Raw genomic sequence first — 23,722 nt, 5'->3', positions numbered from 1 at the left:
GGGCTCACTCCAGTCGGACGGACACGCTGTCGCTGGCGCCGGTCGCGTCGAGGACCGAGATCCGCGCGAAGCCCGCGCCGCCCGGGGCCCACTCGGCCCGGCGCCGCGGCGTCTGGACGACCGGCTGACCGTCCACCAGCCACGTGAGCGGCGGCACGCCGCCCAGGGCCTTGAGGGCGAGGCCCGGGCCGCCCTCCGCGGCGCCGTGCCGGTCCGCCGCGAGGCCGAGATCGATCCGCGCCCCGTCCGGCGGATAGGCGATCCGCAGCGCCGGTCCCGCCGCCTCGGCCGCCTCGCGCCGCAGGTGCCGCAGCGGCGGCGGCAGGCTCCCCGTCCCGACCACCAGCGCGTCCCGCGGCTGGGGGACCGGCTCGGGCTCGGTCCCGAGGCGCGCGAAGGCGTCGAACAGGATCGGCGCCGCGACGGTGCGGCCCACGAGCCCCGGCACCGCGGCCCCGTCCGGGCGCCCGGCCCAGACGACGATCGTCGCGTGACGGTCGAAGCCGGCGGCCCAGGCGTCGCGGTAGCCGTAGGACGTGCCGGTCTTGTAGGCGATGCGGTTCGGCAGGGCGTTCTCCGGCGGCGGCGTGCCGCGCAGGATGTCGGCGACGTACCAGGCCGCGACGGGCTCCGCGACGCGGTGCCGGGATTCGGCCGCGACCCCGTCGGCGCGGCGGAGCAGGTCCGGAACCGCGCCGCCGCGCGCGAGTCCGGCGTAGAGCCGCGCGAGGTCGGTGACCGTGATGCCGAGGCCGCCGAGCGCGACCGGCAGCCCCGGGGCAGCCTCCCGCGGGAGCTGGACCCCGGCACCCGCGGCGCGCAGCCGGGCGATGAAGCGGGCGGGACCCACCGCATCCATCAGCTCGACCGCGGGCACGTTGAGCGAGAGCTGCAGGGCCCGCCGGGCCGTGACTGTACCCTGGAAGGTCAGGTCGAAATTCTCCGGCGCGTAGCTCGCCGAGAAGCGCGCCGGACGATCCTCCAGCAGGGTCTCGGGATGCGCGAGGCCGTCCGCGAAGGCCATGGCGTAGACGAAGGGCTTCAGCGCGGAGCCGGGCGAGCGCACCGCCAGGGTCATGTCGATGGCGCCGCGCCGCGCCGGATCCAGGTAGCCGGCGCTGCCGACCTGGGCGAGCACCCGACCGTCGCGGTTGTCGAGGACGAGGATCGCGGCCGAGAGGTCCGGACCGGCGGCGGCGGCGCGCTCGGCCGCCAGGACCTCCAGCCGCTCCTGCAGGCGCCCGTCGATCGCGAGGCGGATCGTGGCGGCACCGGGATCGGCCGCCACCGCCTCCTCGGCGGCGTGCGCCGCGAGCATCGGGAACGGCCTGCGCGCCGTCGGCACCGGCTCGGCCCGGGCGGCGTCGGCCTCCGCCGCCGTGAGGATGCCCCGCGCGACCGCCACCGCGAGGACCCGGTCGCGGGCGGCGCGGGCGCGCTCGGGGAACCGGTCCGGACGGCGGGTCTCGGGCGATTGCGGCAGTGCGACGAGCAGGGCCGCCTGCGCGGCGGTCAGCCGGACCGGCTCGCGCCCGAAATACGCGACGCTCGCCGCCCGGACGCCCTCGAGCGGGCCGCCATAGGGGGCCAGCGCCAGGTAGAGATCGAGCAGCCCGGCCTTGCCGAGGCGCCGCTCCAGCGTGACCGCCCGCACCATCTGGCGGAGCTTGGCCTCGAGCGACCGCTCGCGCCGCGGCTCGACGAGGCGTGCCACCTGCATCGACAGGGTGGAGGCGCCGGACACGATGCGGCCGCGGGTCAGCCACTGGCCGGCGGCGCGCAGCACGGCGGCCGGATCGATGCCGGGATGCGCGGCGAAGCGGCGATCCTCGTAGGCGAGCAGCATCGCCCGGTAGCGCGGATCGACCGCCTCCGCGGTGACCGGCAGGCGCCAGCGCCCGTCCGCCGTCGCGAAGGGGCGCAGCAGCGTGCCGGACCGGTCCAGCACCACCGTCGAGCGCGATTCGGCCCCGGCCAGGTCGAGGGGCGGCAGCGCCTCGGCGTAGCGCCAGAGCGCAACCGCGCCGGCCCCCAGCAGGCCGAGCCCGAGCGCCGCCGCTCCCAGCGCCGCGCGCAGGCCCCTCGCCCGCTTCCGAGGAGGCGCCGGCGCGCGCGGATCCGACCCGTCCTGCGGCACGCATCCTCCCGGTCTCGGCTCCGACAGCGCAGGATCCCGTGTTCCCGCGCGATCGACAAGCCCCCGGACCAATCGGCGTCCCGGGCGCCGGCCCGGCTGCGGCCGGACCCTACGCCGTCCCGACGCCCCGCAGGTCCTCGAAGGCGGGGCGATCCGGGCGATTCACCCGGACCGGGAACGGCACGACGTTCGAAGGCATCGGGGCGGTCGCTGTCTCAGGGGGCTGCGCCGCCTTGTGCGCCTTGCCGGGCTTCGCCCACCGCTCGATCCGCTTGAAGTAGGTCCGCCTCGCCAGCCAAGCCGGAACTCGCCTGCTCTTCCGCATGATCTGTCCCTCGCCGTTGCGCCCCGAGCCCCCTCCAGCCCCGCGCCCCGAACGCGTCAAGCGGTTCGAATCGCGGCTGTATTCACGATACGAGCGGATCCCGGGGAGCCCCGCATCCCCCGTTTGGGTGACGCGCGCGCGGGCGCGACCGTCAGGCCGCCGCGTTCTCCTTCGCCCGCTCCAGCGCGAGCTTCGTGACGGCCACCTGGTCGACCTTGCCGGTGCCGAGCATCGGGATCGCGTCCAGCACCGCCACCTCGGCGGGGATCGCGACGTCGGAGGCGCCGCGACCCTTGGCGAAGCTCTGGTAGGCGGCCCGGGTCGCGCCCTTCTCCTGCGTGAACAGGATCAGCCGCTCGCCCTTGCGCGCGTCCGGCACCGCCGCCACCGCGCTCGGCCGGTCGGGCCAGAGTTCGGCGGCCAGCGCCTCGATGCCGGCGAGCGACACCATCTCGCCGGCGATCTTCGCGAAGCGCTTGGCCCGGCCCTTGATGGTGACGAAGCCCATCGCGTCGATCGCCACGATGTCGCCGGTGTCGTGCCAGCCGCCCGGCGGCGGCTCCAGCACGCCGGGCTTCTCGGCGCGCAGGTAGCCCAGCATGATGTTCGGCCCGCGCAGGGACAGGCGGCCGCCCTCGTCGATCCCCGGCACCGGCTCGAGGCGGGTCTCGATGCCGGGCAGGATCCGCCCGACCGTGCCGAAGCGGTTGAACATCGGCGTGTTGAGCGCCACGACGGGCCCGCACTCGGTGACGCCGTAGCCCTCCAGGATGCGCAGCCCGAACTTCTCCGCCCAGGTCTTCCGGGTGGTCTCCTTCACGGCCTCGGCGCCGGCCACGACGTAGCGCAGGGAGCGCAGGTCGTAGGAATGGGCCGCGCGGGCGTAGCCCGTCAGGAACGTGTCGGTCCCGAACAGCACCGTGCTGTTCGAGCCGTAGATCAGCTCCGGCACGATCCGGTAGTGGAGCGGTGACGGGTAGAGGTAGACCGGCACCCCCGAGACCAGGGGCAGGACCAGCCCGGCCGTGAGCCCGAAGGCGTGGAACACCGGCAGGACGTTGAACACCTTGTCCATCGGTCCGAAATCGATCCGGGCCGCCACCTGCGCCACGTTGGCGAGCATGCAGCGGTTGGCGAGCACCACGCCCTTCGGCGTGCCCTCGCTGCCCGAGGTGAACAGGACCGCCCCCGGATCCTCGCCGGAGCGCGCCACCAGGGGACGGCGCGGCGCCAGGAGGCCGCGGATCTTGTCCCCCGTCGTGATCCCGGCCCGCACGTCCTCCAGGTAGATCAGCTCGACCGATCCGCGGATCGCCTCCACGAGCGGCCCCAGGCGCCCCTTCTCGATGAAGGCCCGCGAGGTCAGGATCTTGCCGACCTCCGCTGCCCGGCAGGCCGAGAGCACGTTGGCGGGGCCGGCGGAGAAGTTGATCATCGCCGGCACCCGGCCCGCGGAGGCCAGGGCGAACAGCGTCACCGCGGCGCCGTTGGCGTTCGGCAGCATGACGCCGATCCGGCCGCCCACGGGCGCCAGCGGCATCAGCTTGCGGCCGAGCACGTTGGCGCCCATCACGAGCCGGCTGTAGCTGAGGCGGCCGCCGACCGGGTCCTCCAGGGCGTTGCGGCCCCAGCCGTGGCGCTCGCCCGCCTCGATCAGCGCCGCCATCAGGCCGCGGTCGATGTCCGCGGTGCGGAACACGAGGTCCGACATGATCCCGTAGAGGGCGGCGCCCGCCGCCTGCCGCCGCGCCTTGCCCTTGAGCGCGGGGTCCACGGTCAGCCGCACCGGCGGCATGACCGTCACGGTCACCTTGGGCCACCAGCGGCGGCGCACCTGCCCGCGCGACAGCCGCGAGAAGACCGTGCGCTCCAGGCCGTCGAGCTTCACCGGGACGACCATCGCGCCCGACTTGTCGGCGATCAGCCCGGCGCCGTCGTAGACCTTCATCAGGCTGCCGGTGACCGTGAGCCGGCCCTCCGGGAAGATGATCAGGGTCTCGCCGCCCTTGACCGCGTTGATCAGCGTCCGGGTGGCGAGCGGCCGGGTCGGGTCGAGCGGCATCGCCTTGGTGACGCGCAGGAACGGCCGGACCCACCAGCGCTGCGCGATGCCGCTGTCGATGGCGAAGACCGGCTCCTGGTCGAGGAGCGACAGGGCGAGCGGCGCGTCGAGGAACGAGACGTGGTTGAGGGCCACGATGGCGTTCGGCCCGGCCGCCGCGAGGTTGTCGAAGCCGCGCACCTCCAGCCGGTAGAACGCCCGGAACAGGATCGACAGGGCGTCGCGGAACGGGCTGGTCGGCAGGGTCGCGAACACGACTGCGCCGACGATCAGGTTCAGCACCGCCACCACGGCGAGCAGGCTCGCGATCGTGAGGCCCGCGCCCTGCAGCGCCGCCAGTGCCAGGGTGCCGGCGACCATGAAGGCCGCCGTCATGACGTTGACCGCGCCGATGATCCGCGCGCGCATCGCCTTCTCGGCCCAGGCCTGCACGGCCGCGAAGGACGGGACGATGTAGAGGCCGCCGGAGATCGCCAGCCCGAGGAAGTCGATGCCGGTGCGCAGGCCGTGGCCGGTCTGCAGGAAGCCGAGGGGGCCGATCGGCTCGGCGGGCGGTGCCGGCAGGTGGCCGACCGTCCAGGCGAGGTCGAGGCCGAACAGGCCCATCAGCACCGCGCCGACCGGCGTCGGCAGCAGCACGATCCGGCCGCTGGCGAGCCACGAGGCGAGGCCGGACCCGACGGCGATGCCGATCGAGAACAGCGCGAGCAGCAGCGTGATCACCGTCTCGGTGCCGTTGAAGGCGCCCCGCACCAGCACCGGCAGCAGCGACAGCACCACCACGCCGACCAGCCAGAACCAGCTCACCGTGAGCGAGCCGCGCCACAGCCGCGTGTCGGCCCAGAGGTCGCGCAGCAGCGCGTAGGTCGAGCGGGCGACGTTCGGGTCGACGCGCAGGTCCGGCGCCCCCTCCCCGGTCGGCGGAATCATCCGGGCCGAGAGCCAGCACAGGACGGCGAAGCCCATCACCAGGGCGCCGAACAGGAGGCCCGAGCCGCCCATCGCCGAGGCCGCGCCGGCCGCGATCGTGCCCAGCAGGATCGCCAGGAAGGTCGCCGCCTCCACGAGGGCGTTGCCGGCGGGCAGCTCCTCGCGGCGGAGATGGTCCGGCAGGATCCCGTACTTGATCGGGCCGAACAGCGCCGCGATCGTCCCGAACAGGCCCAGAGCCACGAACAGGACCGGGATCGAGTGCAGCAGGAAGCCGAGCACCGCGGTGCCGGCCGCGAAGATCTCGGCGAACTTGAGCCGCCGCGCCATGAGGGCCTTGTCGTAGCGGTCGGCCCACTGGCCGCCGAGACCCGACAGGATGAAGAACGGCCCGATGAACACCGCGCTCGCGAGCGTCACCAGGACACCGGCATGGGCGTCCGCCTGGCCGCCGATCCCGAACAGGATCAGGAAGGCGAGCGCGTTCTTGAGGAAGTTGTCGTTGAACGCCGAGAAGAACTGGCACCAGAACAGCGGCGCGAAGCGCCGCGCAGTCATCAGGGTACGGAACATGGCGATCTCTCGGTTCCGAACCTGACTGGCCCACGAGAGACGGTCAGGTCAAATCGGACCGAGACGAACGCACAGGGATCGCGGGCGTCGCGTGGTCGAGCCGTGCGGGCCGGCACCGCCGGCCGCCGCGCCGCCCGGCCGCGGATCGGCGCCCGCGCCGTCAGGCCTTGTGGACGAGGCGGCCCCTCCGCGCGGCGGCGGCCCCGGCGTGCCGGGCGATGAACGTGTGCAGGGCGGCGCCGAGATCGTAGGACCAGTAGACGTGGGCCGCGACGGCCGAGATCACGAGGAGCGCGGCACCGACCGCGCAGGCCGGCACGAGCAGCAGGCCGGTCAGGACCATCCCGACGGCGGTCCGCTCGGCCAGGGACGCCTGCGGCCACGGATCGATCGGGAGCGAGAGCAGGGAGAAGCGTCGTCCAGTGCGCATGGCTGCGACCCTCGATGGTTCGGCATGACGCGGTACGACCAGTCAACAGCGGCCACCGTCGGACGTTGCGTCCCGGACCGCGAAATCGGCGGCCCCCGTGACGTTCCGGACCGGTCCGGCGGCGCAACCGAGCGCGCCGCACCGGGTTGCCGGTTCGGTCTCTCGAGGATGAGGTGGGTATGGCACGGGTTGCGGTCGTTACCGGGGGCACGGCCGGAATCGGTCTCGCCACCGCGCATGAATTCGCCGCGCGCGGCTGGTCGGTGGCGGTGATCGCGCGGGATCCCGGCCGTCTCGCCGCCGCCGAGCGGGCGCTGGCCGCCTACGGCCAGCCGGTGCTGGCGATCGGCGCCGACGTCGCCGAGCCGGAGGCCGTGGACGCCGCCGCCGAGCGGGTGGAGCGCGAACTCGGCCCGATCCGCGCGTGGGTCAACAACGCCATGTCGACGGTGGTGAATCCGGCCGACCGAATCACTCCGGACGAGTACCGGCGGGTCACCGAGACCACCTATCTCAGCCAGGTCTACGGGACGCTCGCCGCCCTGCGCTTCATGAAGCGCCGCGACCGCGGCGCGATCATCCAGGTCTCGTCGGGACTCGCGATCCGGGCGGCGCCGCTGCAGGCACCCTACTGCGCGGCGAAGTTCGCGGTCTCGGGCTTCACCGACGCCCTGCGCTGCGAGCTGCTGCACGACCGGGTCAATGTCAGCCTCAGCGTGATCTACCTGCCGGCGGTCAACACGCCCCAGTTCAACTGGGCGCGCAACCGCACCGGCCACCGCCAGTACGCGCCGGATCCGGTCTTCGACCCGCGGCTCTGCGCCGAGGCGATCCTGTACGCGGTCGAGCACCCGCGCCGCGAGGTCTGGGTCGGACGGTCGTCGGCGATGATGGCGGCTGCCCAGGCGCTGGCGCCGGCGCTCGCCGACCGCAAGGCCGCCTCCATGTGGGCGGCGCAGCTCTCCGACGAGACCATCCCCGAGATGGACGGCAACCTCTACGAAGCTGTGCCCGGCCCGGTCGGGATCGACGGGCGCTTCATCGGCCGGACCAAGGCGAGCCGCGGAGAGTTCGTCACGAGCCGGACCCGCGACGTCGTGGTCGGCGGCCTCGTCGGGCTGGCCCTCGTCGGCCTCGCCGGCACCGTCCACGCCGCCCGCTCGGCGCGCCGGCGGCCGGAGCGGATCTGACGGCTGCGCCCGTGCGCGCCGCCTGCTAAGCCCGTTCCGATCGATAGGCCCGCCGCCGTCGTCGCGAGCGGTGCGAAGCCATCCCGTTGCGCCGCCCCCGCCGAGGTCGCGCTGCCCTGGGTCGCTTCGCTCCGCTCGCGGCGGCGGAGAAGGCGACTGCGACTGCGGCCGCATCACACGCGCCGCCCCCGAAGAGGTCCACGACGATGCCCGGCTATCTGCCCTTCGCGGGCGCCCTGAAGCTGCCCGCCTATACCTGCGACAATTGCGGGTTCTGGCAGCGGCACTTCGAGGCGCCGGCCGCCTGCCCGATGTGCCTCGACGCCCGCCACGTCGTGCCGCAGGACGGGTGGCGCTTCCGCACCGCCCGCGAGGCGCAGGAGGCCTTCCCCTGCCACTGGCAGGAACTCGAGCCCGGCGTCTGGCGCTTCTGGAACGAGCCGGTCTCCGGCATCGGCCCGTCCGCCTACCTGATCCAGACCGAGCACGGGAACATGGGCTTCGAGGGCTGCCCGGTCTTCAGCGAGGCCGCCCTCGACCAGATCGAGCGGCTCGGCGGGATGGCCGTCCTCTCGGCCTCGCACCCGCACTCCTACGGGGCGCTGCCGCAGCTCCAGGACCGGTTCGACCCGGAGCTGTGCCTGCCGGCGGCCGACTTCACCTGGAGCGCCGCGCTCCAGGTGAGCTGGCCCTACGACGATTTTCTGGAGCCGCTGCCGGGGTTGGAGCTGCACCGCACCGCGGGTCATTTCGATGGCCACGCGATCCTGTACGACCGTGGGCGAAAAATCTGCTTCTGCGGCGACGCGCTGAAGTTCGAGCTCGACCCCGCGGATTTCCGCCGGGCCACCACGATCTCGGCCCACAAGGCCTTCGTGCGCGGGGTGCCGCTCACGCCGAGCGAGCGCTGCGCCGCTACCGCGACGTGTTCGAGCGCCTCGACTTCGCCCAGACCTGGACGCCGTTCGAGCCCGCCCGGAATTGCGGGCGACCCGAGGTCCTGGCCCTGCTCGACCAGCTGATGAGCGGCCGGTCGCACGCCGCGCCGGTGCCGCTCGACAGCCTGCGGGTTCAGGGCCGGTAGAGCGGGTCGTTCTCCAGGCGGATCGGCTGGCCGTGGGGCGTCGCCTCCGCGGCCCGCAGGAAGGCCTCGGTCCGCGCCGCGACGCTCTCGGGTCCCGCCACGCCGCGCTCGGCCAGGAGCGCCTCCAGCGTCGCGAGCCACGCGCCGTAATCGGCCGCCTGCTCGGGAGACTCGGCCGGCCGGATCTGCCGGCCGAGCCGGTCCGCCCATTCCGACCACGTGAACAGCCCGGATTCGCGCAGGGAGACCACCAGCGCGAAGACCTGCGCCTCCCAGGGCGCCGCGAAGGGGCTGGGCGACGGCGCGGTCACGCGGGGTCCAGGTACGGTTCGAAGGCCGCCACCGTGACGACGCCCCCCGGGTCGCCGCTCTCGCCCCACAGCTCCCGCGCCGTGAAGGCGACCGTGTAGAGCCAGGTCGGGTTCTCGCCCGCCCGGTAGGCGTTGGTGTCGGGGAAGACGAAGACCCCGTCGACGCGCACGATCCGGCCGCGCTTGCCGCGCACGTAGCGGGGCAGCCGCGTGTGGCCGGTCGGGTGGATGTTGCGGGCCAGGACGGCGTCGTCCACCGCGAAGCGCGCCGGGGCGTCGGCGGCGCGGCTGCTCGGGAAGCCGGCCCGGAAGCGCTGTTCCAGGCCCTCGCGGGCCAGGACCCGCGCGACGGGCTTGGCCGGCTCCGCGGAGCGGCCGGACTCGATCTCGGCCGGCGTCGCCAGCCCCGTGGCGACGACCTGCTTCTCCAGGGCCTTGAGCCAGATCTCGTAGTAGCTCGACGCGAGGTATTCCGCGGGCGGCAGGGATTCGCGGTTGGCCCGGCTGCCGTCGAGGTTCCAGGCGCCCGTGTAGCCCATGGCCATCGCCAGCGCGAAGACGCGGCGCTCCCACGCGGCGTGGAAGACCGGCTCGTCCGGCTCCGGCACCACCGGCCCGAAGCCGTGCGCGCCGCCGAGATCCTGGGCCCCGTTCATACCGGCATCTCCGCGGGGGCGGCCGGGATCGCTTCGGGCAGCCCCGTGCCGATCATGGAATCGCGCGTGACGAGGGCGGCCAGGGCCTCCTCTGAGAAGCCGTCGGTCCCGGCCGGCCGCATCGGCAGGACCATGTAGCGGGTCTCGGCCGTCGAGTCCCAGACGGTGATGCGGGTCGTTTCCGGCAGCGTCACCCCGAACTCGGCGAGCACGCCGCGCGGGTCGATCACCGCCCGGGCCCGGTAGGGCGGCGCCTTGTACCAGACCGGCGGCAGGCCGAGCACCGGCCACGGGTAGCAGGAGCACAGGGTGCAGACGACGAGGTTGTGGATCTCCGGCGTGTTCTCGACGACCACCATGTGCTCGCCGCCGCGGCCGCCGATCCCGAGTTCGGCGATGGCCGGCGTGGCGTCGGCCAGGAGCCGCGCCCGGAAGGCGGGATCGGTCCAGGCCCGGGCCACGACGCGGGCGCCCGCGTGCGGGCCGACCTTGGTCTCGTAGAGCTCGATCAGGGCATCGAGGGCCGCCGGGTCGACGTAGCCCTTCTCGGTGAGCAGCGATTCCAGGGCGCGCACCCGGGCCTCGACCGGCGACAGGTCGCTGCCGTGGTGGTGATCGTGATGATCATGCGAGTGCTGCGCGTGATCGTGACTCATCCCGCTCTCCTGACTGCCCGCAATCTGCATCGCCCGGCCCGCCGCCGCCAGCCCGGGAAGGCGGATCCGGCCGGCGTTGTCACCCCGGGCACTCTGCCTAAATTCCCTGTCACACTCGGGAGCGTTTGGCATAGGTTCAGAATTTTATCGCTACCGACGTTAGAGCTATTCTAGTATGCCAGCGTGGGAGGCGGAAACGTTCATGACTGAGGACGTTGCGGACCGGCCAGATGCAACTGCGGGCACCCGGGACGGGGCCGGCTACGCCGCGTCCATCGGCCAGCACCTCGCCCTGCCGATCCGGGAGTATTTCAAGGTCGTCGAGCTGGAGCCCCTGCCGGCGCAGCTCGCCGCGCTGGTATCGCGGTTCGAGGCGGCGGTCACGGCGCACGGGGAGACGGTGCCCTTCGACTTCCGCGGCGACATCATCAAGGCGCTGCCGGCCCTGCGCACCTTCGCCCTGTCGCTCGTGGGCGACGTGAGCCGCGCCGACGACTTGGTGCAGGAGACCTTCGTGAAGGCCTGGGCGAACCAGGAGCGGTTCCGGCCCGGCACCAACTTCACCGCGTGGCTGTTCACGATCCTGCGCAACCAGTTCTACACCGATCTGCGCAAGACGCGGCGGGAGGTGGAGGACGTGGACGGGACGCATGCCGGTCAGATGACCAGCCCGTCCGATCAGGAGGATGCCAGCACCCTCAAGGTCGTCTGGGAGCGTCTCGGCGACCTGCCGTCGGCGCAGCGCCAGGCGCTGCTGCTGGTGGGCGCCGAGGGCCACACCTACGAGGAGGCCGCGATCATGCTCGGCTGCCAGGTCGGCACCGTGAAGAGCCGCGTGAGCCGGGCCCGGTCGTCGCTCCTCGATACCCTCGGCGTCGTCGTGGCTGGGCAGGCTCCGGCCGCGTGATCGGCCGAGCCCCCGGCGGCACGGCCTGACGCGGCCTCGTTCCGGCGCCGCCGCACCCTGGACGTGGATCAACCGCAGGACCTGCGCCGGTCCTGTGCGCGTCCTCACGATGGCCGGAAGTCGCGGCCCGTAGGATCGATGTCAGTCATCGATTCGAGGTGGGCCCATGCAACACTCGTCAGCAGAGAACGGCCGGGTGGCGGCGTGGTGCGCGAAGCATCCGGTCTTCCTCGCCTTCGGTCTGTGCGCCTTCGGCCTCGCCGTCGCCGCCGCGGTCTGGGGGCTCGGGATCCTCTCGTCGGCCACGGCCACGGTTGTTGCCGCCCTCTATGGTGTCTTCCTCGGCGCCTTCCTCATGGAGTACTTCAGGATCAACGAAATCGTCAGAGCGGTGCGATCGATCTGGTCCGCACTGACGGGCCTCTGGTGGCTGTTGACCTTCTGGCGGGCGTGACGGGACCGCGGATCCCGCCTCACCATCAGCGGACGCCGGAGGCGAGAGCCTCGCGAGTCTCAGACCGGGGGCCGACGCAGGTGCCAGTCCGTCACCCTCTGGTAGGCCTGTCCGATCCGCAGGGCCGTCGTCTCCTCGTAGCCGCGGCAGACGATCTGCAGCGAGAGCGGCAGCCCGGACGCGGTGAAGCCGTTCGGCAGCGCCAGGGCGCAGAGGTCGAGCAGGTTGCCGAACCGGGTGAAGCGCGACGGCAGGTGCGCCTCGTCGACGGCGTCGAGCGCGACGGCCGCGCTCTCCGTGGTCGGCGTCAGGAGGGCGTCGATGCCCGCGAGGGCGGCGTCGTACTGCTGCTTCATCGCGGCCCGGCGGTGGAGCGTGCCGAGATACTCCTGGGCCGAGACGTTCGCGCCGGCCAGGATCCGCGCCCGGACGGCGTCGCCGAGCTCTGCGGAGGGATCCTCCGCCAGGGTCCCGTTGACGAAGTAGGCCTCCGCGTTGGTGATCTGGCTCATGGCCACGCAGTCGCTGAAGCGGAACGGCAGGGCGACGTCGACGATCTCGGCGCCCTGACCGGCCAGGAGGTCGAGGGCCGCGTCGTAGGCGGCCAGCATGTCGGGGGCGACCCCGTCCCGCTCCGAGGCCGGCATCCGGCCGAGGCGCAGGCCGCGGACTCCGCGGTTCAGCGCCGGCCAGGGCGCGTCCGGCGCCACCCCGCGGGTCGTCGGATCGCGGGGATCGGGGCCGGAGATCGCCTCGTAGAGCAGCGCGGTGTCCTCCACGGTGCGGGCCAGCGGCCCGGGCGTGTCGAGGGTCATCGAGAGCGGCACGATCCCCCAGGTCGAGACGCGCCCGACCGTCACCTTGAGGCCCGTCAGCCCGCAGAACGAGGCCGGCAGGCGCACCGAGCCGCCGGTGTCGGTGCCGATGCCCCAGGGCGCCATCCGGGCCGCCACCGACACGCCGGTGCCGCTGCTCGACCCGCCGGGGGTGCGCGGCGTCTCCGGATCCCAGGGATTCCACGGCGTGCCGAGATGCTGGTTCGTGCCCCAGCCGCCGTAGGCGAACTCGACCGTGTGGGTCTTGCCGAGCACGATCATGCCCTGGCCGATGAGGCGCCGGGCGATCGTCGCGGTGCGCTCGGCCCGGCGCGCCCGGTGGGCGGCCGAGCCGCCCATGGTGATCCGGCCCTCCAGGTCGATCAGGTCCTTGAGCACGACGGGGACGCCGTGGAGCGGCCCCACGGCGTGGCCCGACCGGATCGCCCGGTCGGCCCCCTCGGCGGCGAGGCGGGCGTCGGCGGCGAAGACCTCCGTGAAGGCCTGGAGCCTCGGCTCCAGCCGCTCGATCCGGCTGAGGAGGGCCTCGACGGCGTCGACCGGCGAGAGGGTCCGCGCCTGGAGCGACCGGGCGAGCTCGGCCGCGGAGGCGTGTACGGGATCGATGTCGGACATGGGTTCTACTGCACGCTGACGAGGGTGAGGTCGACGAACCAGGATTGCGGCGAGACGAATCCCTGGACCTTCTTGGACATCCCGCGGGGATTGAGGTCGTGGACGACGAACAGCCACGGCGGATCGTCCACGAGGCGCTCGTGGGCGGCCTTGGTCTGCGCGTCGATCACCTTCGCGTCGGTGGTCTCGGCGAGCGCCTTGAGGGCGGCGTCGAACTGGTCGTCCTTCCAGGTGGGGAAGTTGAAGCCGTTCGGCGGGAACCGGTCGCCCGCGAAGTAGCGCGCCATCACGGCGGCGTCCGACGAGGGCGAGGAGACGTTGAGCGCCATCGCGCCCTGGAGGCTCGGGGCGTCGGGGAGAGCCCGGCCGGCGTTCAGGAGGACCTGCCACTCGACCACGTTGAAGGTGAGATCGACGTTGCAGGCCTGCTTCAGGTTCTCCTGCAGGTACTCGTTCATCGGCATCGGCAGCATCTGCCCCGAGCCGGAGGAGGAGATCATCACCTTGAGGCTCACGGGCTTCTTGTCGGTGTAGCCGGCCTCGGCGAGCAGCGCCTTCCCCTTGGCGGCGTCGAAGGTGTAGCGATTCTTCGGGCTGCCGAAATTCGGGTCCTTGTCGTTCAGCCATCCGCTCGCCGGCTCGGCGGTGCCGTTGAGGAGCTCGACGATGCCGGCCCGGTCGATGCAGTAGTTCAGGCCCTGCCGGACGCGCACATCCTTCAGCGGGCTGTCCTTGGCGCCCATGTTGAAGAAGTAGGGCCAGACGTGCGGGTACGAGCCCGTGGTGATGGTGAAGCCCGCCTGCTTCAGCGACGGGATCGCGTCGGGCGCCGGCACCTCGATCCAGTCGACCTGGCCGGCCCGCAGGGCGGCGACGCGGGCATTCGCCTCCGGGATCGGCAGCAGCCGGACCTTGTCGACCTTGGCCATCCGGTTCGGATCCCAGTAGCCGTCGAACTTGGCGAGATCGACCGCCTCCCGCGGGGCCACGCGGGTGATCCTGAACGGGCCCGTGCCGGCCGCCGGCAGCGCCGCGACCTTGCTCCAGTCGCGCCCGGCCTTCTCGAAGGAGGCGGGCGAGGTGAAGAGCAGGTAGACCACCATGTAGGGGAAGTACGAGGCGACCTGGGTGGTGGTGATCTGCACGGTCGAATCGTCGACCTTCTTGTAACTTCCGACCAGCGGCGCCCGGGCCCGGGAGATGCCGGCGCCCTGCGGCTCGAACTGCGGGCTGTCGTTCTTGAAGTAGCGGTCGAGGTTCCAGATCACCGCGTCGGCGTTGAACGGCGTCCCGTCGTGGAACTTCACGCCCTGGCGCAGGTGGAAGGTCCAGACCGCCTTGTCGTTCGGATCCTGCTCCCAGCGCTCGGCCAGCGCCGGAATGATGCCGGCGAGCTTGGTGGTGCTCTTGAGGTCCCACTGCACCAGCCCCTCGAAGATCGGGTAGCCGAGGAAGCGCATCCCCTCGAAGCCGTTGTTGGGCATGCCCGTCGTGGTGGGGATGTCGCTCGCCGTCATGGCGATGCGCAGGACGCTCTCGGCGCTGGCCGACCCCGTCAGGGCTACGGTACCCGCCAGGGCGGCGGCAATCAGGCGGCGAAATGTCATCCGGATCCCAATCGTCGAAGTTGCGGCGCGCCAACCGCAATTCCCGCGCCACGCCCAGGCTTAGGCCCTGCGTTCGGCGAACAGAAGATGCCGGACGTCGCCTCTTGCGCGTGGCGCCGGCTGCGTCACGATAATACAAAATGCGAGTCGCCAGCCGGGACGGCCGGCCCCTGAAGGAGACGCCCGTGACCGACGAGACGCCGCGCGCCATGAACGGGGCCGAGAGCTTGGTCCGGACCCTGGTGGAGGGCGGCGTCGAGGTCTGCTTCACCAATCCCGGCACCTCCGAGATGCACTTCGTCGCCGCCCTCGACCGCGTCGAGGGCATGCGCTGCGTCCTGTTCCTGTTCGAGGGCGGGGCGACCGGCGCCGCCGACGGCTACGCCCGCATGGCCGACAAGCCGGCCTCGACCCTGCTCCATCTCGGGCCCGGCCTCGCCAACGGGCTGGCCAACCTCCACAACGCCAAGAAGGCGCGCACGCCCGTCGTCAACATCGTCGGCGAGCACGCGACCTACCACCGGGAGTACAACGCGCCGCTCACCTCGGACATCGAGGGGCTGGCCCACCCGATGTCCTCCTGGGTGCGGACCGGCATGAGCGCGACCGAGATCGGCTCCGACGGCGCCGCCGCCATCGCGGCCGCCCGCACCGCCCCGGGTCAGGTCGCGACCCTGATCCTGCCGGCCAACACCGCCTGGGATCCCGGCACCGGCCCCGAGCCGGTGCCGCCGATCCCCGAGCGGGCGCGGGCGAGCGACGACGCGATCGCGGCGGCCGTGCGGGCCCTGCAGAGCGGCGAGCCCGTGCTCCTGCATCTCGGCGACCGGGCCGTGCGCGGCGAGGGCCGGGTGATCGCCGACCGGATCGCCCGCAAGACCGGCGCCCAGCTGATGGCGATGACCTCGAACGCCCGGATCGACCGCGGCGCCGGCACCGTGCCGATCGAGCGCCTCCCCTACCCGATCGACCAGGGGATCGCGGCGCTCAAGGACTTCCGCCACATCGTCCTGATCGGCGCGACCCCGCCGGTCGGCTTCTTCGCCTACCCGGGCAAGCCGAGCCTGCTGGCGCCGGAGGGCAGCACCACGATCACGCTGGCCACGCCCGAGGAGGACCAGATCGACGCCCTGGAGCGGCTCGCCGAGGCCGTCGCGGCCCCGCCCGCCGAGCCGGTCGCTATCGGGCCGCGGCCGAAGCTCCCGACCTCCGGTCCCCTCGACCAGGACACGATCGGGCAGGTGCTCGGCGCGCTGATCCCCGAGGGCGCGGTGATCTGCGACGAGTCGATCACCACGGGCCGCAACTTCTTCGCCCTGACCCGGGACGCCGCGCCCCACACCTGGCTGCAGCTCAGCGGCGGCTCGATCGGCCTCGGCATCCCGATGGCGACCGGCGCGGCCGTGGCCTGCCCCGACCGCAAGGTCATCAACCTGCAGGCCGATGGCAGCGGGCTCTACACGGTGCAGGCGCTCTGGACCCAGGCGCGCGAGCACCTCGACGTGGTGACGCTCGTCTGGTCGAACCGCTCCTACGCGATCCTGCGGGCGGAACTCACCAATGTCGGCGCGCTCAATCCCGGCCCGAAGGCGCTGGGCATGCTGAGCCTCGACGATCCGGCCGTGGATTGGGTGAGCCTCGCCCGCGGCTTCGGCGTCGCGGGACGGCGGGTCGAGACCCTGCCCGACTTCATCGAGGCGTTCCAGCACGCGCTGGCCAACCCGGGACCGCACCTCATCGAAGTGGCTCTGTGAGCGTGGCGACCTACGCCCTCCCCGGCCTCGACGGGCCGGTGGAGATCCGCGTCGACCGCTGGGGGCTGGCGCATATCCGCGCCGGCACCGCGCTCGACGCCTTCCGCGCGCAGGGGTTCAACGCGGCGCGGGACCGGCTCTGGCAGCTCGACCTGTGGCGCAAGCGCGGGCTCGGCCTGCTGGCGGCGGATTTCGGACCGGGCTACCTCGCCCAGGACCGGGCCGCCCGGCTGTTCCTCTACCGCGGCGACATGGCGGCCGAGTGGGCGGCCTACGGGCCGCAGGACACGCGGGCCATCGTCGCCGCCTTCGTGTCGGGGATCAACGCCTACGTCGCCCTCGCCGAGGCGCGGCCCGACCTGCGTCCGCCGGAATTCGCCCTGACGGGCACGCGCCCGGCCCTGTGGCAGCCGGAGGACGTGGTGCGCATCCGCAGCCACGCGCTGATCCGCAACGTCCTGTCCGAGGTCGCCCGCGCGCGGGTCCTCGCCCGCGGTCGCAGCCCGGCGGACGGGCTCGCCACGGACGATCTGCGCAAGCGGATCAGCCCGCCCCATGAGCCGGTCGTCCCGGACGGCCTCGACGCCGCCGACTGGCCGGACGACCTCCTCGATGCCTTCCGTCTCGCCACCGCGCCGGTCGGGTTCGGCCCGGACCGGGTGGCGGCGACCCGCGCGGAGGCCTGGGACTGGTCGAGGGTCGACGCGCACGGGGCCGTCACGCGCGGTCCCCGCAGCGCGCCGAAGGAGCCGGCCGAGGGCTCGAACAACTGGGTGGTCGGGCCAGCCCGCACCGCCACCGGCCGGCCGATCCTGGCGAGCGACCCGCACCGGGTCTACCTGCAGCCCTCGCTGCGCTACGCCGTCCACCTCACCGCGCCGGGACTCGACGTGATCGGGGCCGGCGAGCCGGCCCTGCCCGGCATCTCCATCGGCCATAACGGCCACGCCGCCTTCAGCCTCACCATCGCGCCGATCGATCAGGAGGACCTGTTCGTCTGCGAGACCGACCCGGCCGATCCCGACCGCTACCGCTCCGGCGACGGTTGGGAACCGATCGCGCGCGTCGCGGAGCGGATCCCGGTGCGCGGCGGGCCGGACGAGACCGTGATCCTCGGCTTCACCCGGCACGGGCCGGTCCTCCGCGAGGAGAGGGGCCGCGCCTTCGCGCTGCGGACCGTCTGGTCGGAGCCCGGCGCTGCCGCCTATCTCGGCAGCCTCGCTTATCTCGGCGCCACGACGCCCGAGGCCTTCGGCGACGCCCTGCGCCACTGGTCGGCGCCCTCGGTGAACCAGCTCTACGCCGACGCGGCGGGGCGGATCGCGTGGTTCATGGCCGGCAAGGCGCCGGTGCGGCCCGGCCATGACGGGTTGCTGCCGGTGCCGGGCGACGGGCGGTACGACTGGGCCGGCTTCCACGATCCCGGCGCCCTGCCCCGGAGCGTCGATCCGGAAGCGGGCTGGCTCGCCACCGCCAACGAGATGAACCTGCCGCCGGACTATCCCGCGGAGGACCGGAGGGTCGGGTTCGAGTGGGCCGAGCCCTGGCGGGCCCGCCGCATCCGGGCCGTCCTCGGTGGGCAGGACCGGCACAGCCTCGCGGATTCGCGGGCGCTCCAGGGCGACGTGGTCTCCGAGCCGGCCCGGCGGCTGGCCGACCTGGTGCGCGCCCTGCCGGCGGCGGACGATCCCGACGCCGCCGCGGCCCGGGCCGTGCTGGCCGCGTTCGACGGCGCGCTGCACCACGGCTCCGCGGCGGCCGCCCTCATCGAGGTGGTCTGGGTCCGGCACCTGCGCCCGGCCCTGCTCGCGGCGCTCGTGCCCGATGCCGGCACGCGCCGCCTCCTGCCGCCCGGCGACACGCAGAGCCTGCTCGAGCGGCTGGAGACCGGTCTCGACCCGGCGACGCGCGCCGGCCTGATCAGCGACGCCCTCGGCGCCGGCCTTCGCACCTGCCGGGAGCGGATGGGCGCCGACCCGGCGCACTGGTCCTGGGGCCGCCTGCACCACGCGCTGTTCGCGCATCCGCTGACGGCCCAGGCGCCCGGATCCGGCTGGGACGTCGGCCCGCTGCCGGTGGGCGGCGCCGCGGCATCGGTCATGCACGCGGAGTACCGGACCGACACGTTCCGGCTCACCCACGGCGCCTCGTTCCGCATGGTCGTGGACGTCGGGGACTGGGACCGCTCGGTCTTCATCAACGTGCCGGGCCAGTCGGGAGACCCGGGAAGTCCGCACTACGCCGACCTGGCCCCGGTCTGGGGGCGCCAGGACTACGTGCCGATGCTCTACGGCCGCGCGGCCGTGGACGCGGCGACCGAGACGGTCATCACGCTGACCCCGAGCCCCGCCTGACCCGGCGGCCGGGACGGATTGGGACAGGACCTTGAAGATCTTCATCGCCGGCCTCGCCACCGAGACCAACACCTTCGCGCCGCTGCCCACCGGACGGTCGGCGTTCCACGCCGACTACGCCCGCCGGGACGGCAGCCGGAACCCGCCGAGCCTCAGCAATATCGGCCTCAAGGCCTGGCGCACGATGGCCGAGGCGGACGGGCATACGGTCGTCGAGAGCCTCTCGACCTTCGCGCAGCCCGGCGGGATCACCCTGCGGGGCGTCTACGAGGAGCTGCGCGACGCCCTGCTGGAGGACCTGGAGGCCGCGATGCCGGTCGACGCGGTGCTGCTGTTCATGCACGGCGCCATGGTGGCCGAGGGGTACGACGACTGCGAGGGCGACACCCTGGAGCGGGTCCGCGCCGTCGTCGGCCCGGACGCCACGATCGGCGTCGAGCTCGATCTCCACTGCCACCTCACCGAGACGATGCGGACCAGCGCCGACGTCATCGTGATCTACAAGGAATACCCGCACACCGACATCGTCGACCGCGCCCGCGACCTGTATCCGCTGGTCGTCCGGACCGTGTCGAAGGACATCCGGCCGGTGATGGCCTACGCCGACTGCCGGATCGTCAACATGTGGCGCACCAGCCGCGAGCCGGTCGCGGGCTTCGTGCGTCGGATGGAGGCGCTGGAGGGGCGCGACGGGATCCTGTCGGTCTCCTTCGGGCACGGCTTCCCCTGGGGCGACGTGGCGGATGTGGGCGCCAAGATGCTGGTCGTCGCCGACGGCGATGCCGCCCGGGCGCAGGCGCTGGCCGACGAGCTGGCCGGCGCCGTCTGGGCCATGCGGGAGGAGGCGGCGAGCCGCTGCGATACGATCGACGCGGCGATCGATCGCGCCCTCGCTTCCGACGACCCGCGCCCGATGGTGCTCGCCGACTTCGCCGACAATGCCGGCGCGGGCGCCCCCTCCGACAACACCGCGATCCTCGCCCGCCTCGCCGAGCGGGGCATCGCGGACGTCGCGCTCGGCCTGATCTGGGATCCCGGCGCGGTCGGCATCTGCCACGAGGCCGGCCTCGGGGCGACCTTCACTCTGCGGATCGGCGGCAAGTGCGGCGTGGCCTCCGGGGACCCTGTGGACCTGCGCGTCACGGTCCGCGGCCTCTCGGACGACCACAGCCAGACCGGCCTCAGCGGCGGCCGGGCCCATCTCGGCCCCGCGGCCTGGGTGGAGGCGGACGGGATCCACGTGGTGCTGACCCACAAGCGCCAGCAGGCCTTCGCGCCCGACGCGTTCACGGGCCTCGGCCTGAGCCTCGACGACAAGCGGATCGTCGTGGTGAAGTCGATGCAGCACTTCTACGCCGCCTTCGCGCCGATCGCGAGCGAGGTCCGCTACGTCGCGGCGCCGGGCGCCGTCCCGCCGGATTACGGCGCGATCCCCTACACCAAGCGGTCCGGCCTCTACTGGCCGCGGGTCGCCGATCCGTTCGCCGAGGAGAAAGCCCGATGATCCCGGAGATGATCCCGGAGATGATCCCGGACCTGCGCTTCGACGCGCGCGACATCCTCGCGACCCTGGAGCCCTGGGTCCTGTGCGAGAGCCCGACCCACGACGCGGCGGCGGTCAACCGCATGATGGGCGTGGCCGCCCGCGATCTCGCGCTCCTCGGGGCCACCGTCGAGACGATCCCGAGCCGCATGGGCCTGAGCGACTGCGTCCGCGCCCGGTTCCCGCACCGGGACCGCGACGCGCCCGGCATCCTGGTGCTCGGCCACCTCGACACGGTGCATCCGGTCGGCACCCTCGGCAGCCTGCCCTGGCGGATCGAGGGCGACCGCGCCTACGGTCCCGGCATCCTCGACATGAAGGGCGGCAACGTCGTCGCGCTGGCGGCGATCCGCGCCCTGGCGGCGGCCGGGATCGAGACGCCGCTGCCGGTGACCGTCCTGTTCACCGGCGACGAGGAGGTCGGCAGCCCCTCCACCCGCGACCTGATCGAGGCGGAGGCCGCCCGTCACGCCTTCGTGCTGGTGCCCGAACCCGGCCAGCCCGAGAACGGGGTCGTCACCGGGCGCTACGCCATCGCCCGCTTCGAGCTCGAGGCCCTGGGCCGCCCGAGCCACGCCGGCGCCTCGCCCCACGAGGGGCGCTCGGCGATCCGCGCGATGGCGCGGAAGATCCTCGCCATCGACGCGCTGTCGGATGCCGACTGCACCGTCTCGACCGGGGTCGTCTCGGGCGGGCAGTGGGTGAACTGCGTCCCGACCGTCTGCCGCGGGCAGGCGCTCAGCATGGCGAAGCGGCAGGCCGACCTCGACCGCGGCGTCGCGCGGATGCTGGCCCTGTCGGGCGAGGAGGACGGCGTCCGCTTCACCGTGACCCGGGGCGTGACCCGGCCGGTCTGGGAGCCGGATGCCGGCTGCATGGCGCTCTACGAGCGGGCGCGCGCGCTGAGCGAGGCGCTCGGGCAGCCCCTGCCGCATCGCAGCGCCGGCGGCGGCTCGGACGGCAACTTCACCGGCGCCAACGGCATCCCGACCCTCGACGGGCTCGGGCCTCTGGGCCAGGGCTACCACACCCTGGAGGAGCACGTGCTGATCGAGAGCCTGCCGCGGCGGGCGCGGCTGTTCGCGGCCCTGCTCGCCAGCCTCGGCGCCGCCGGCCGGGCGTGAGCCCGGCCGCGCCGCGGTCAGGCGCGACCCCGGCCGAGGGCCGCGACCGCCAGCGCGCCCAGGAGCCCCCCGGCCGTGCCGCCGCCGAAGAAGCCCGCCAGGGCGAGGAGCGGCCCCGACGGCAAGGCCAGCAGACAGGTCAGGGTGCTTCCGAGGCACCCGCCGGTGGCGATCATCGACATGCCGCGCTCCATGCCGCGCTCTCTGCAACCAATGGTTGTAAAAGCGGGGCCGCCACGGTTCGGTTCCGGCGGAGGCGGTTCGGCGTCAGGCCGGGTCGACCGGCATCTCCGGCACGCCGCCGGCCTCGATCGCCGCGCCGGCCGCGAGGCAGAGGTCTTCGCGGTAGCGGGCCGCGACCAGCTGGACGCCGACGGGCGTGCGCCCGACGAGGCCGGTCGTCACCGTGAGCGCCGGGACGCCGATCGGCGCCAGCCCGACCTGCAGCAGGTTCGCCTCGAAGGCCCGGGCGATCCCGGCATCGCCGGTGCGGTCGAGCCCGTCCGGGAAGGGCAGCTCGCCCGACACCGGGACCAGCAGCACGGGGTTCTCGGCGAGGAACAGCGCCCATTCCCGCGCCAGCGTCGCGCGCCGCGTCAGCGCCCGCGCGATGGCGTCGGGCGCCATCGCCTCGGCCCGCGGCCGGAAGCTCTCCAGGAGACCGATCGCCGCCGGATCCCCTTCCCGCTCGGCCGCGGCCCGGACCGCCGCGTAGCCGTCGCCGAGCCAGAGCTGGAGCTGGAGTTCGCTGGCCTCCCGGATCGGCGGGGTGTCGGCGATCTCGGTGACCGCCCACCCGGCCTCGACGAGGCGCCGCGCGGCCTCGCGCAGGGCGGTCTCCACTTCCGGTGCGGTGGCGAGTCCCCCGGGCCGCACGCAGAGGGCGACCTTGCGCGCGACCGGCGGCCCGTCCAGCGGTGCCGGCACCCACCACGGGTCGCGCGGGTCGGGCGCCGCCATGACCTCGAGGCCGAGGCGCACATCGGCGATGCTGCGGGCGAGCGGACCGGAGACCGCCATCAGCTGGGGGCCGATGCCGCGCTCGGGCGAGGACGCGTTCCAGGCCGGGATCCGGCCCAGGCTCGGGCGCAGCCCGTGCACCCCGCAGGCGTAGGCCGGGTAGCGCACCGAGCCGGCGATGTCGGTGCCGTGCGCGATCGCCCCGATCCCGGCCGCCACCGCGGCGCCGGCGCCGCCGGAGGAGCCGCCGGGCGTCAGCGCCGGGTCGCGGGGGTTCTTGGTGTCCCCGTGGAGCTGGTTGGTGGTGAACCAGCGGAGCGAGAAGGCCGGCGTGTTGGTCCGCCCGAGCAGCACGGCGCCGGCCCGGCGCAGGTTGGCGACGACGGGGTTGTCGTCCGTCGCCACGAGGTCGCGCTGGAGGCGCAGGCCGTTCGTCGTCGCGAAGCCGCGCTGGTCGGCGTTGACCTTGATGGTGACCGGTACGCCCGCCAGCGGCCCGGGGGCCTCGCCGCGCGCGCGGGCGGCGTCCACCGCCTCCGCCTGCGCCAGCACGTCCTCGGGGCGATGCTCGACCACGGCGTTGATGCGCCCGTTGACGGCGTCGAGCCGGTCGAGGGCGTCCCGCGCGGCCTCCCGGGCCGAGACCTGGCCGGAGCGGATCAGGGCCGCGAGGTCGGTCGCCGTGAGACGCCAGAGCTGCATGGGTGTTCCTTTCGCGCGCCCGGACGGGCGGGATCCATCCTACGATTCGCACCGCCCGAGCGGCTCTCGGCCGGCGCGCGCAGCATATTCAAAATGCAAGACGCCGGCCGCTTTTTTGCGCATCCGCGGATCGCGAGCCCGGCCAAGGCTTTGCCGCATTGCAGCGGAAGGGCCTAAGCATTTCGACGTATACGACCCTTGCCACCCTCGGAACGACTGATAACCTCGCCCTCGTTCGCGCGTTCGACCGGCCAATCCAGCGAGAAGGGACGATTTCCTCAGACGAAAGCAGGCAACCTCCAGCATAAGGCAGGCTCCCATGGCAGAGGTGATTCGCGTCAGGCCGACTCACGACGGCACCTATACCGTGTATCGCGGGACACTCGCGTTGATATGCGGTCTCACCCGCCTCCAGGCCGAGCGCTACGAAGCAAGTCTCAGCCGACAGCAGCGCGCCGACCTCGCGGTCGCCGGCATCTGAACCGCATCCGTGCTGAACATTGACCCGGCAC

Annotated in this window: 19 protein-coding genes and 1 pseudogene; 9 read left to right on the top strand and 11 right to left on the bottom strand. The window is 73.3% G+C overall.

The annotated features are described in order from the left end of the window. Positions 1 to 4: 4 nt before the first annotated feature. The 4 genes from pbpC to J3A75_RS08485 all read right to left on the bottom strand — a co-directional run bounded on the left by pbpC (position 5) and on the right by J3A75_RS08485 (position 6,457). Positions 5 to 2,137: a penicillin-binding protein 1C gene (pbpC, locus tag J3A75_RS08500; protein ID WP_209649983.1), complete on the bottom strand. Its 2,133-nt coding sequence runs from the start codon at positions 2,135 to 2,137 to the stop codon at positions 5 to 7. 109 nt (positions 2,138 to 2,246) lie between these two features. Continuing rightward, positions 2,247 to 2,462 (bottom strand): hypothetical protein, encoded by a 216-nt coding sequence (locus J3A75_RS08495; RefSeq protein ID WP_209649981.1) that lies wholly within the window; start codon positions 2,460 to 2,462, stop codon positions 2,247 to 2,249. 151 nt (positions 2,463 to 2,613) lie between these two features. Further along, positions 2,614 to 6,027, bottom strand: coding sequence for an acyl-[ACP]--phospholipid O-acyltransferase (locus J3A75_RS08490; protein ID WP_024830897.1), 3,414 nt, complete (start codon positions 6,025 to 6,027; stop codon positions 2,614 to 2,616). 160 nt (positions 6,028 to 6,187) lie between these two features. Further along, entirely contained in the window at positions 6,188 to 6,457 is a 270-nt protein-coding gene (locus J3A75_RS08485) for a hypothetical protein (RefSeq protein WP_012317912.1), read from the bottom strand. A 179-nt stretch (positions 6,458 to 6,636) separates the two neighbouring features. Between J3A75_RS08485 and J3A75_RS08480 the strand changes: the two genes are divergently transcribed. Continuing rightward, positions 6,637 to 7,647, top strand: coding sequence for an SDR family oxidoreductase (locus J3A75_RS08480; RefSeq protein ID WP_012317911.1), 1,011 nt, complete (start codon positions 6,637 to 6,639; stop codon positions 7,645 to 7,647). Between the two features lie 206 nt (positions 7,648 to 7,853). Continuing rightward, positions 7,854 to 8,731 (top strand): annotated as a pseudogene (locus J3A75_RS08475) (MBL fold metallo-hydrolase). Here the strand turns inward: J3A75_RS08475 and J3A75_RS08470 are convergent. Genes J3A75_RS08470 through nthA form a run of 3 tightly spaced genes read right to left on the bottom strand, consistent with a single transcriptional unit; the run spans position 8,719 to position 10,354 of the window. Beyond that, on the bottom strand, positions 8,719 to 9,042 hold the full coding sequence (locus tag J3A75_RS08470; RefSeq protein WP_012317909.1) for a nitrile hydratase accessory protein: 324 nt from the start codon (positions 9,040 to 9,042) through the stop codon (positions 8,719 to 8,721). The pseudogene J3A75_RS08475 and the gene J3A75_RS08470 sit on opposite strands and share 13 nt — an antisense overlap. Then, on the bottom strand, positions 9,039 to 9,698 hold the full coding sequence (gene nthB, locus J3A75_RS08465) for a nitrile hydratase subunit beta (RefSeq protein WP_209649979.1): 660 nt from the start codon (positions 9,696 to 9,698) through the stop codon (positions 9,039 to 9,041). Before nthB ends, J3A75_RS08470 begins: the two co-directional genes overlap by 4 nt. Then, positions 9,695 to 10,354, bottom strand: a complete 660-nt coding sequence (gene nthA / locus J3A75_RS08460) for a nitrile hydratase subunit alpha (protein ID WP_209649977.1) — start codon at positions 10,352 to 10,354, stop codon at positions 9,695 to 9,697. The genes nthB and nthA overlap by 4 nt, the downstream gene beginning before the upstream one ends. A gap of 202 nt (positions 10,355 to 10,556) precedes the next feature. Between nthA and J3A75_RS08455 the strand changes: the two genes are divergently transcribed. Further along, a complete protein-coding gene (locus J3A75_RS08455; protein ID WP_012317906.1) occupies positions 10,557 to 11,261 on the top strand; it encodes a sigma-70 family RNA polymerase sigma factor in 705 nt (234 codons plus the stop codon). Positions 11,262 to 11,457: 196 nt separating this feature from the next. Beyond that, a complete protein-coding gene (locus J3A75_RS08450; RefSeq protein ID WP_312892339.1) occupies positions 11,458 to 11,715 on the top strand; it encodes a hypothetical protein in 258 nt (85 codons plus the stop codon). 59 nt (positions 11,716 to 11,774) lie between these two features. On the opposite strand, the gene J3A75_RS08445 is transcribed toward J3A75_RS08450, so the two are convergent. Together J3A75_RS08445 and J3A75_RS08440 are read right to left on the bottom strand one after the other, a co-directional pair. Beyond that, complete coding sequence (locus J3A75_RS08445; protein WP_209649975.1) at positions 11,775 to 13,166, bottom strand: amidase; 1,392 nt, start codon at positions 13,164 to 13,166, stop codon at positions 11,775 to 11,777. A gap of 5 nt (positions 13,167 to 13,171) precedes the next feature. After that, a complete protein-coding gene (locus J3A75_RS08440; protein WP_209649973.1) occupies positions 13,172 to 14,773 on the bottom strand; it encodes an ABC transporter substrate-binding protein in 1,602 nt (533 codons plus the stop codon). 209 nt (positions 14,774 to 14,982) lie between these two features. On the opposite strand from J3A75_RS08440, the gene J3A75_RS08435 reads away from it, so the two are divergent. The 4 genes from J3A75_RS08435 to J3A75_RS08420 are packed head-to-tail and all read left to right on the top strand — an operon-like array spanning position 14,983 to position 21,548. Next, a complete protein-coding gene (locus tag J3A75_RS08435) occupies positions 14,983 to 16,527 on the top strand; it encodes an acetolactate synthase large subunit (protein WP_209650913.1) in 1,545 nt (514 codons plus the stop codon). Next, the gene (locus J3A75_RS08430; RefSeq protein WP_209649971.1) at positions 16,524 to 18,881 is read left to right on the top strand and encodes a penicillin acylase family protein; all 2,358 of its coding nucleotides are present in this window, start codon (positions 16,524 to 16,526) and stop codon (positions 18,879 to 18,881) included. Before J3A75_RS08435 ends, J3A75_RS08430 begins: the two co-directional genes overlap by 4 nt. A gap of 31 nt (positions 18,882 to 18,912) precedes the next feature. Continuing rightward, a complete protein-coding gene (locus J3A75_RS08425) occupies positions 18,913 to 20,385 on the top strand; it encodes a M81 family metallopeptidase (RefSeq protein WP_209649968.1) in 1,473 nt (490 codons plus the stop codon). Positions 20,386 to 20,405: 20 nt separating this feature from the next. Beyond that, on the top strand, positions 20,406 to 21,548 hold the full coding sequence (locus J3A75_RS08420) for a M20/M25/M40 family metallo-hydrolase (RefSeq protein WP_209650912.1): 1,143 nt from the start codon (positions 20,406 to 20,408) through the stop codon (positions 21,546 to 21,548). 17 nt (positions 21,549 to 21,565) lie between these two features. On the opposite strand, the gene J3A75_RS08415 is transcribed toward J3A75_RS08420, so the two are convergent. Continuing rightward, positions 21,566 to 21,730 (bottom strand): hypothetical protein, encoded by a 165-nt coding sequence (locus tag J3A75_RS08415; protein ID WP_012317898.1) that lies wholly within the window; start codon positions 21,728 to 21,730, stop codon positions 21,566 to 21,568. 85 nt (positions 21,731 to 21,815) lie between these two features. Further along, on the bottom strand, positions 21,816 to 23,210 hold the full coding sequence (locus J3A75_RS08410; RefSeq protein ID WP_012317897.1) for an amidase family protein: 1,395 nt from the start codon (positions 23,208 to 23,210) through the stop codon (positions 21,816 to 21,818). A gap of 319 nt (positions 23,211 to 23,529) precedes the next feature. On the opposite strand from J3A75_RS08410, the gene J3A75_RS08405 reads away from it, so the two are divergent. Beyond that, positions 23,530 to 23,691: a hypothetical protein gene (locus tag J3A75_RS08405; protein WP_012317896.1), complete on the top strand. Its 162-nt coding sequence runs from the start codon at positions 23,530 to 23,532 to the stop codon at positions 23,689 to 23,691. The last annotated feature ends 31 nt before the right edge of the window (positions 23,692 to 23,722 follow it).

This window comes from Methylobacterium sp. PvP105, assembly GCF_017876975.1.
GTDB classification, from domain to species: domain Bacteria; phylum Pseudomonadota; class Alphaproteobacteria; order Rhizobiales; family Beijerinckiaceae; genus Methylobacterium; species Methylobacterium radiotolerans.
This window is presented reverse-complemented; position numbering and strand designations above follow the sequence as displayed.

Bases quoted from the DNA above. Each gene is read 5' to 3' on its own strand.
- J3A75_RS08495 (WP_209649981.1), bottom strand. From the start codon at position 2,462: ATGCGGAAGAGCAGGCGAGTTCCGGCTTGGCTGGCGAGGCGGACCTAC.
- J3A75_RS08490 (WP_024830897.1), bottom strand. From the start codon at position 6,027: ATGTTCCGTACCCTGATGACTGCGCGGCGCTTCGCGCCGCTGTTCTGG.
- J3A75_RS08485 (WP_012317912.1), bottom strand. From the start codon at position 6,457: ATGCGCACTGGACGACGCTTCTCCCTGCTCTCGCTCCCGATCGATCCG.
- J3A75_RS08480 (WP_012317911.1), top strand. From the start codon at position 6,637: ATGGCACGGGTTGCGGTCGTTACCGGGGGCACGGCCGGAATCGGTCTC.
- nthB (WP_209649979.1), bottom strand. From the start codon at position 9,698: ATGAACGGGGCCCAGGATCTCGGCGGCGCGCACGGCTTCGGGCCGGTG.
- nthA (WP_209649977.1), bottom strand. From the start codon at position 10,354: ATGAGTCACGATCACGCGCAGCACTCGCATGATCATCACGATCACCAC.
- J3A75_RS08455 (WP_012317906.1), top strand. From the start codon at position 10,557: ATGACTGAGGACGTTGCGGACCGGCCAGATGCAACTGCGGGCACCCGG.
- J3A75_RS08445 (WP_209649975.1), bottom strand. From the start codon at position 13,166: ATGTCCGACATCGATCCCGTACACGCCTCCGCGGCCGAGCTCGCCCGG.
- J3A75_RS08440 (WP_209649973.1), bottom strand. From the start codon at position 14,773: ATGACATTTCGCCGCCTGATTGCCGCCGCCCTGGCGGGTACCGTAGCC.
- J3A75_RS08435 (WP_209650913.1), top strand. From the start codon at position 14,983: ATGAACGGGGCCGAGAGCTTGGTCCGGACCCTGGTGGAGGGCGGCGTC.
- J3A75_RS08420 (WP_209650912.1), top strand. From the start codon at position 20,406: ATGATCCCGGACCTGCGCTTCGACGCGCGCGACATCCTCGCGACCCTG.
- J3A75_RS08415 (WP_012317898.1), bottom strand. From the start codon at position 21,730: ATGTCGATGATCGCCACCGGCGGGTGCCTCGGAAGCACCCTGACCTGT.
- J3A75_RS08410 (WP_012317897.1), bottom strand. From the start codon at position 23,210: ATGCAGCTCTGGCGTCTCACGGCGACCGACCTCGCGGCCCTGATCCGC.
- J3A75_RS08405 (WP_012317896.1), top strand. From the start codon at position 23,530: ATGGCAGAGGTGATTCGCGTCAGGCCGACTCACGACGGCACCTATACC.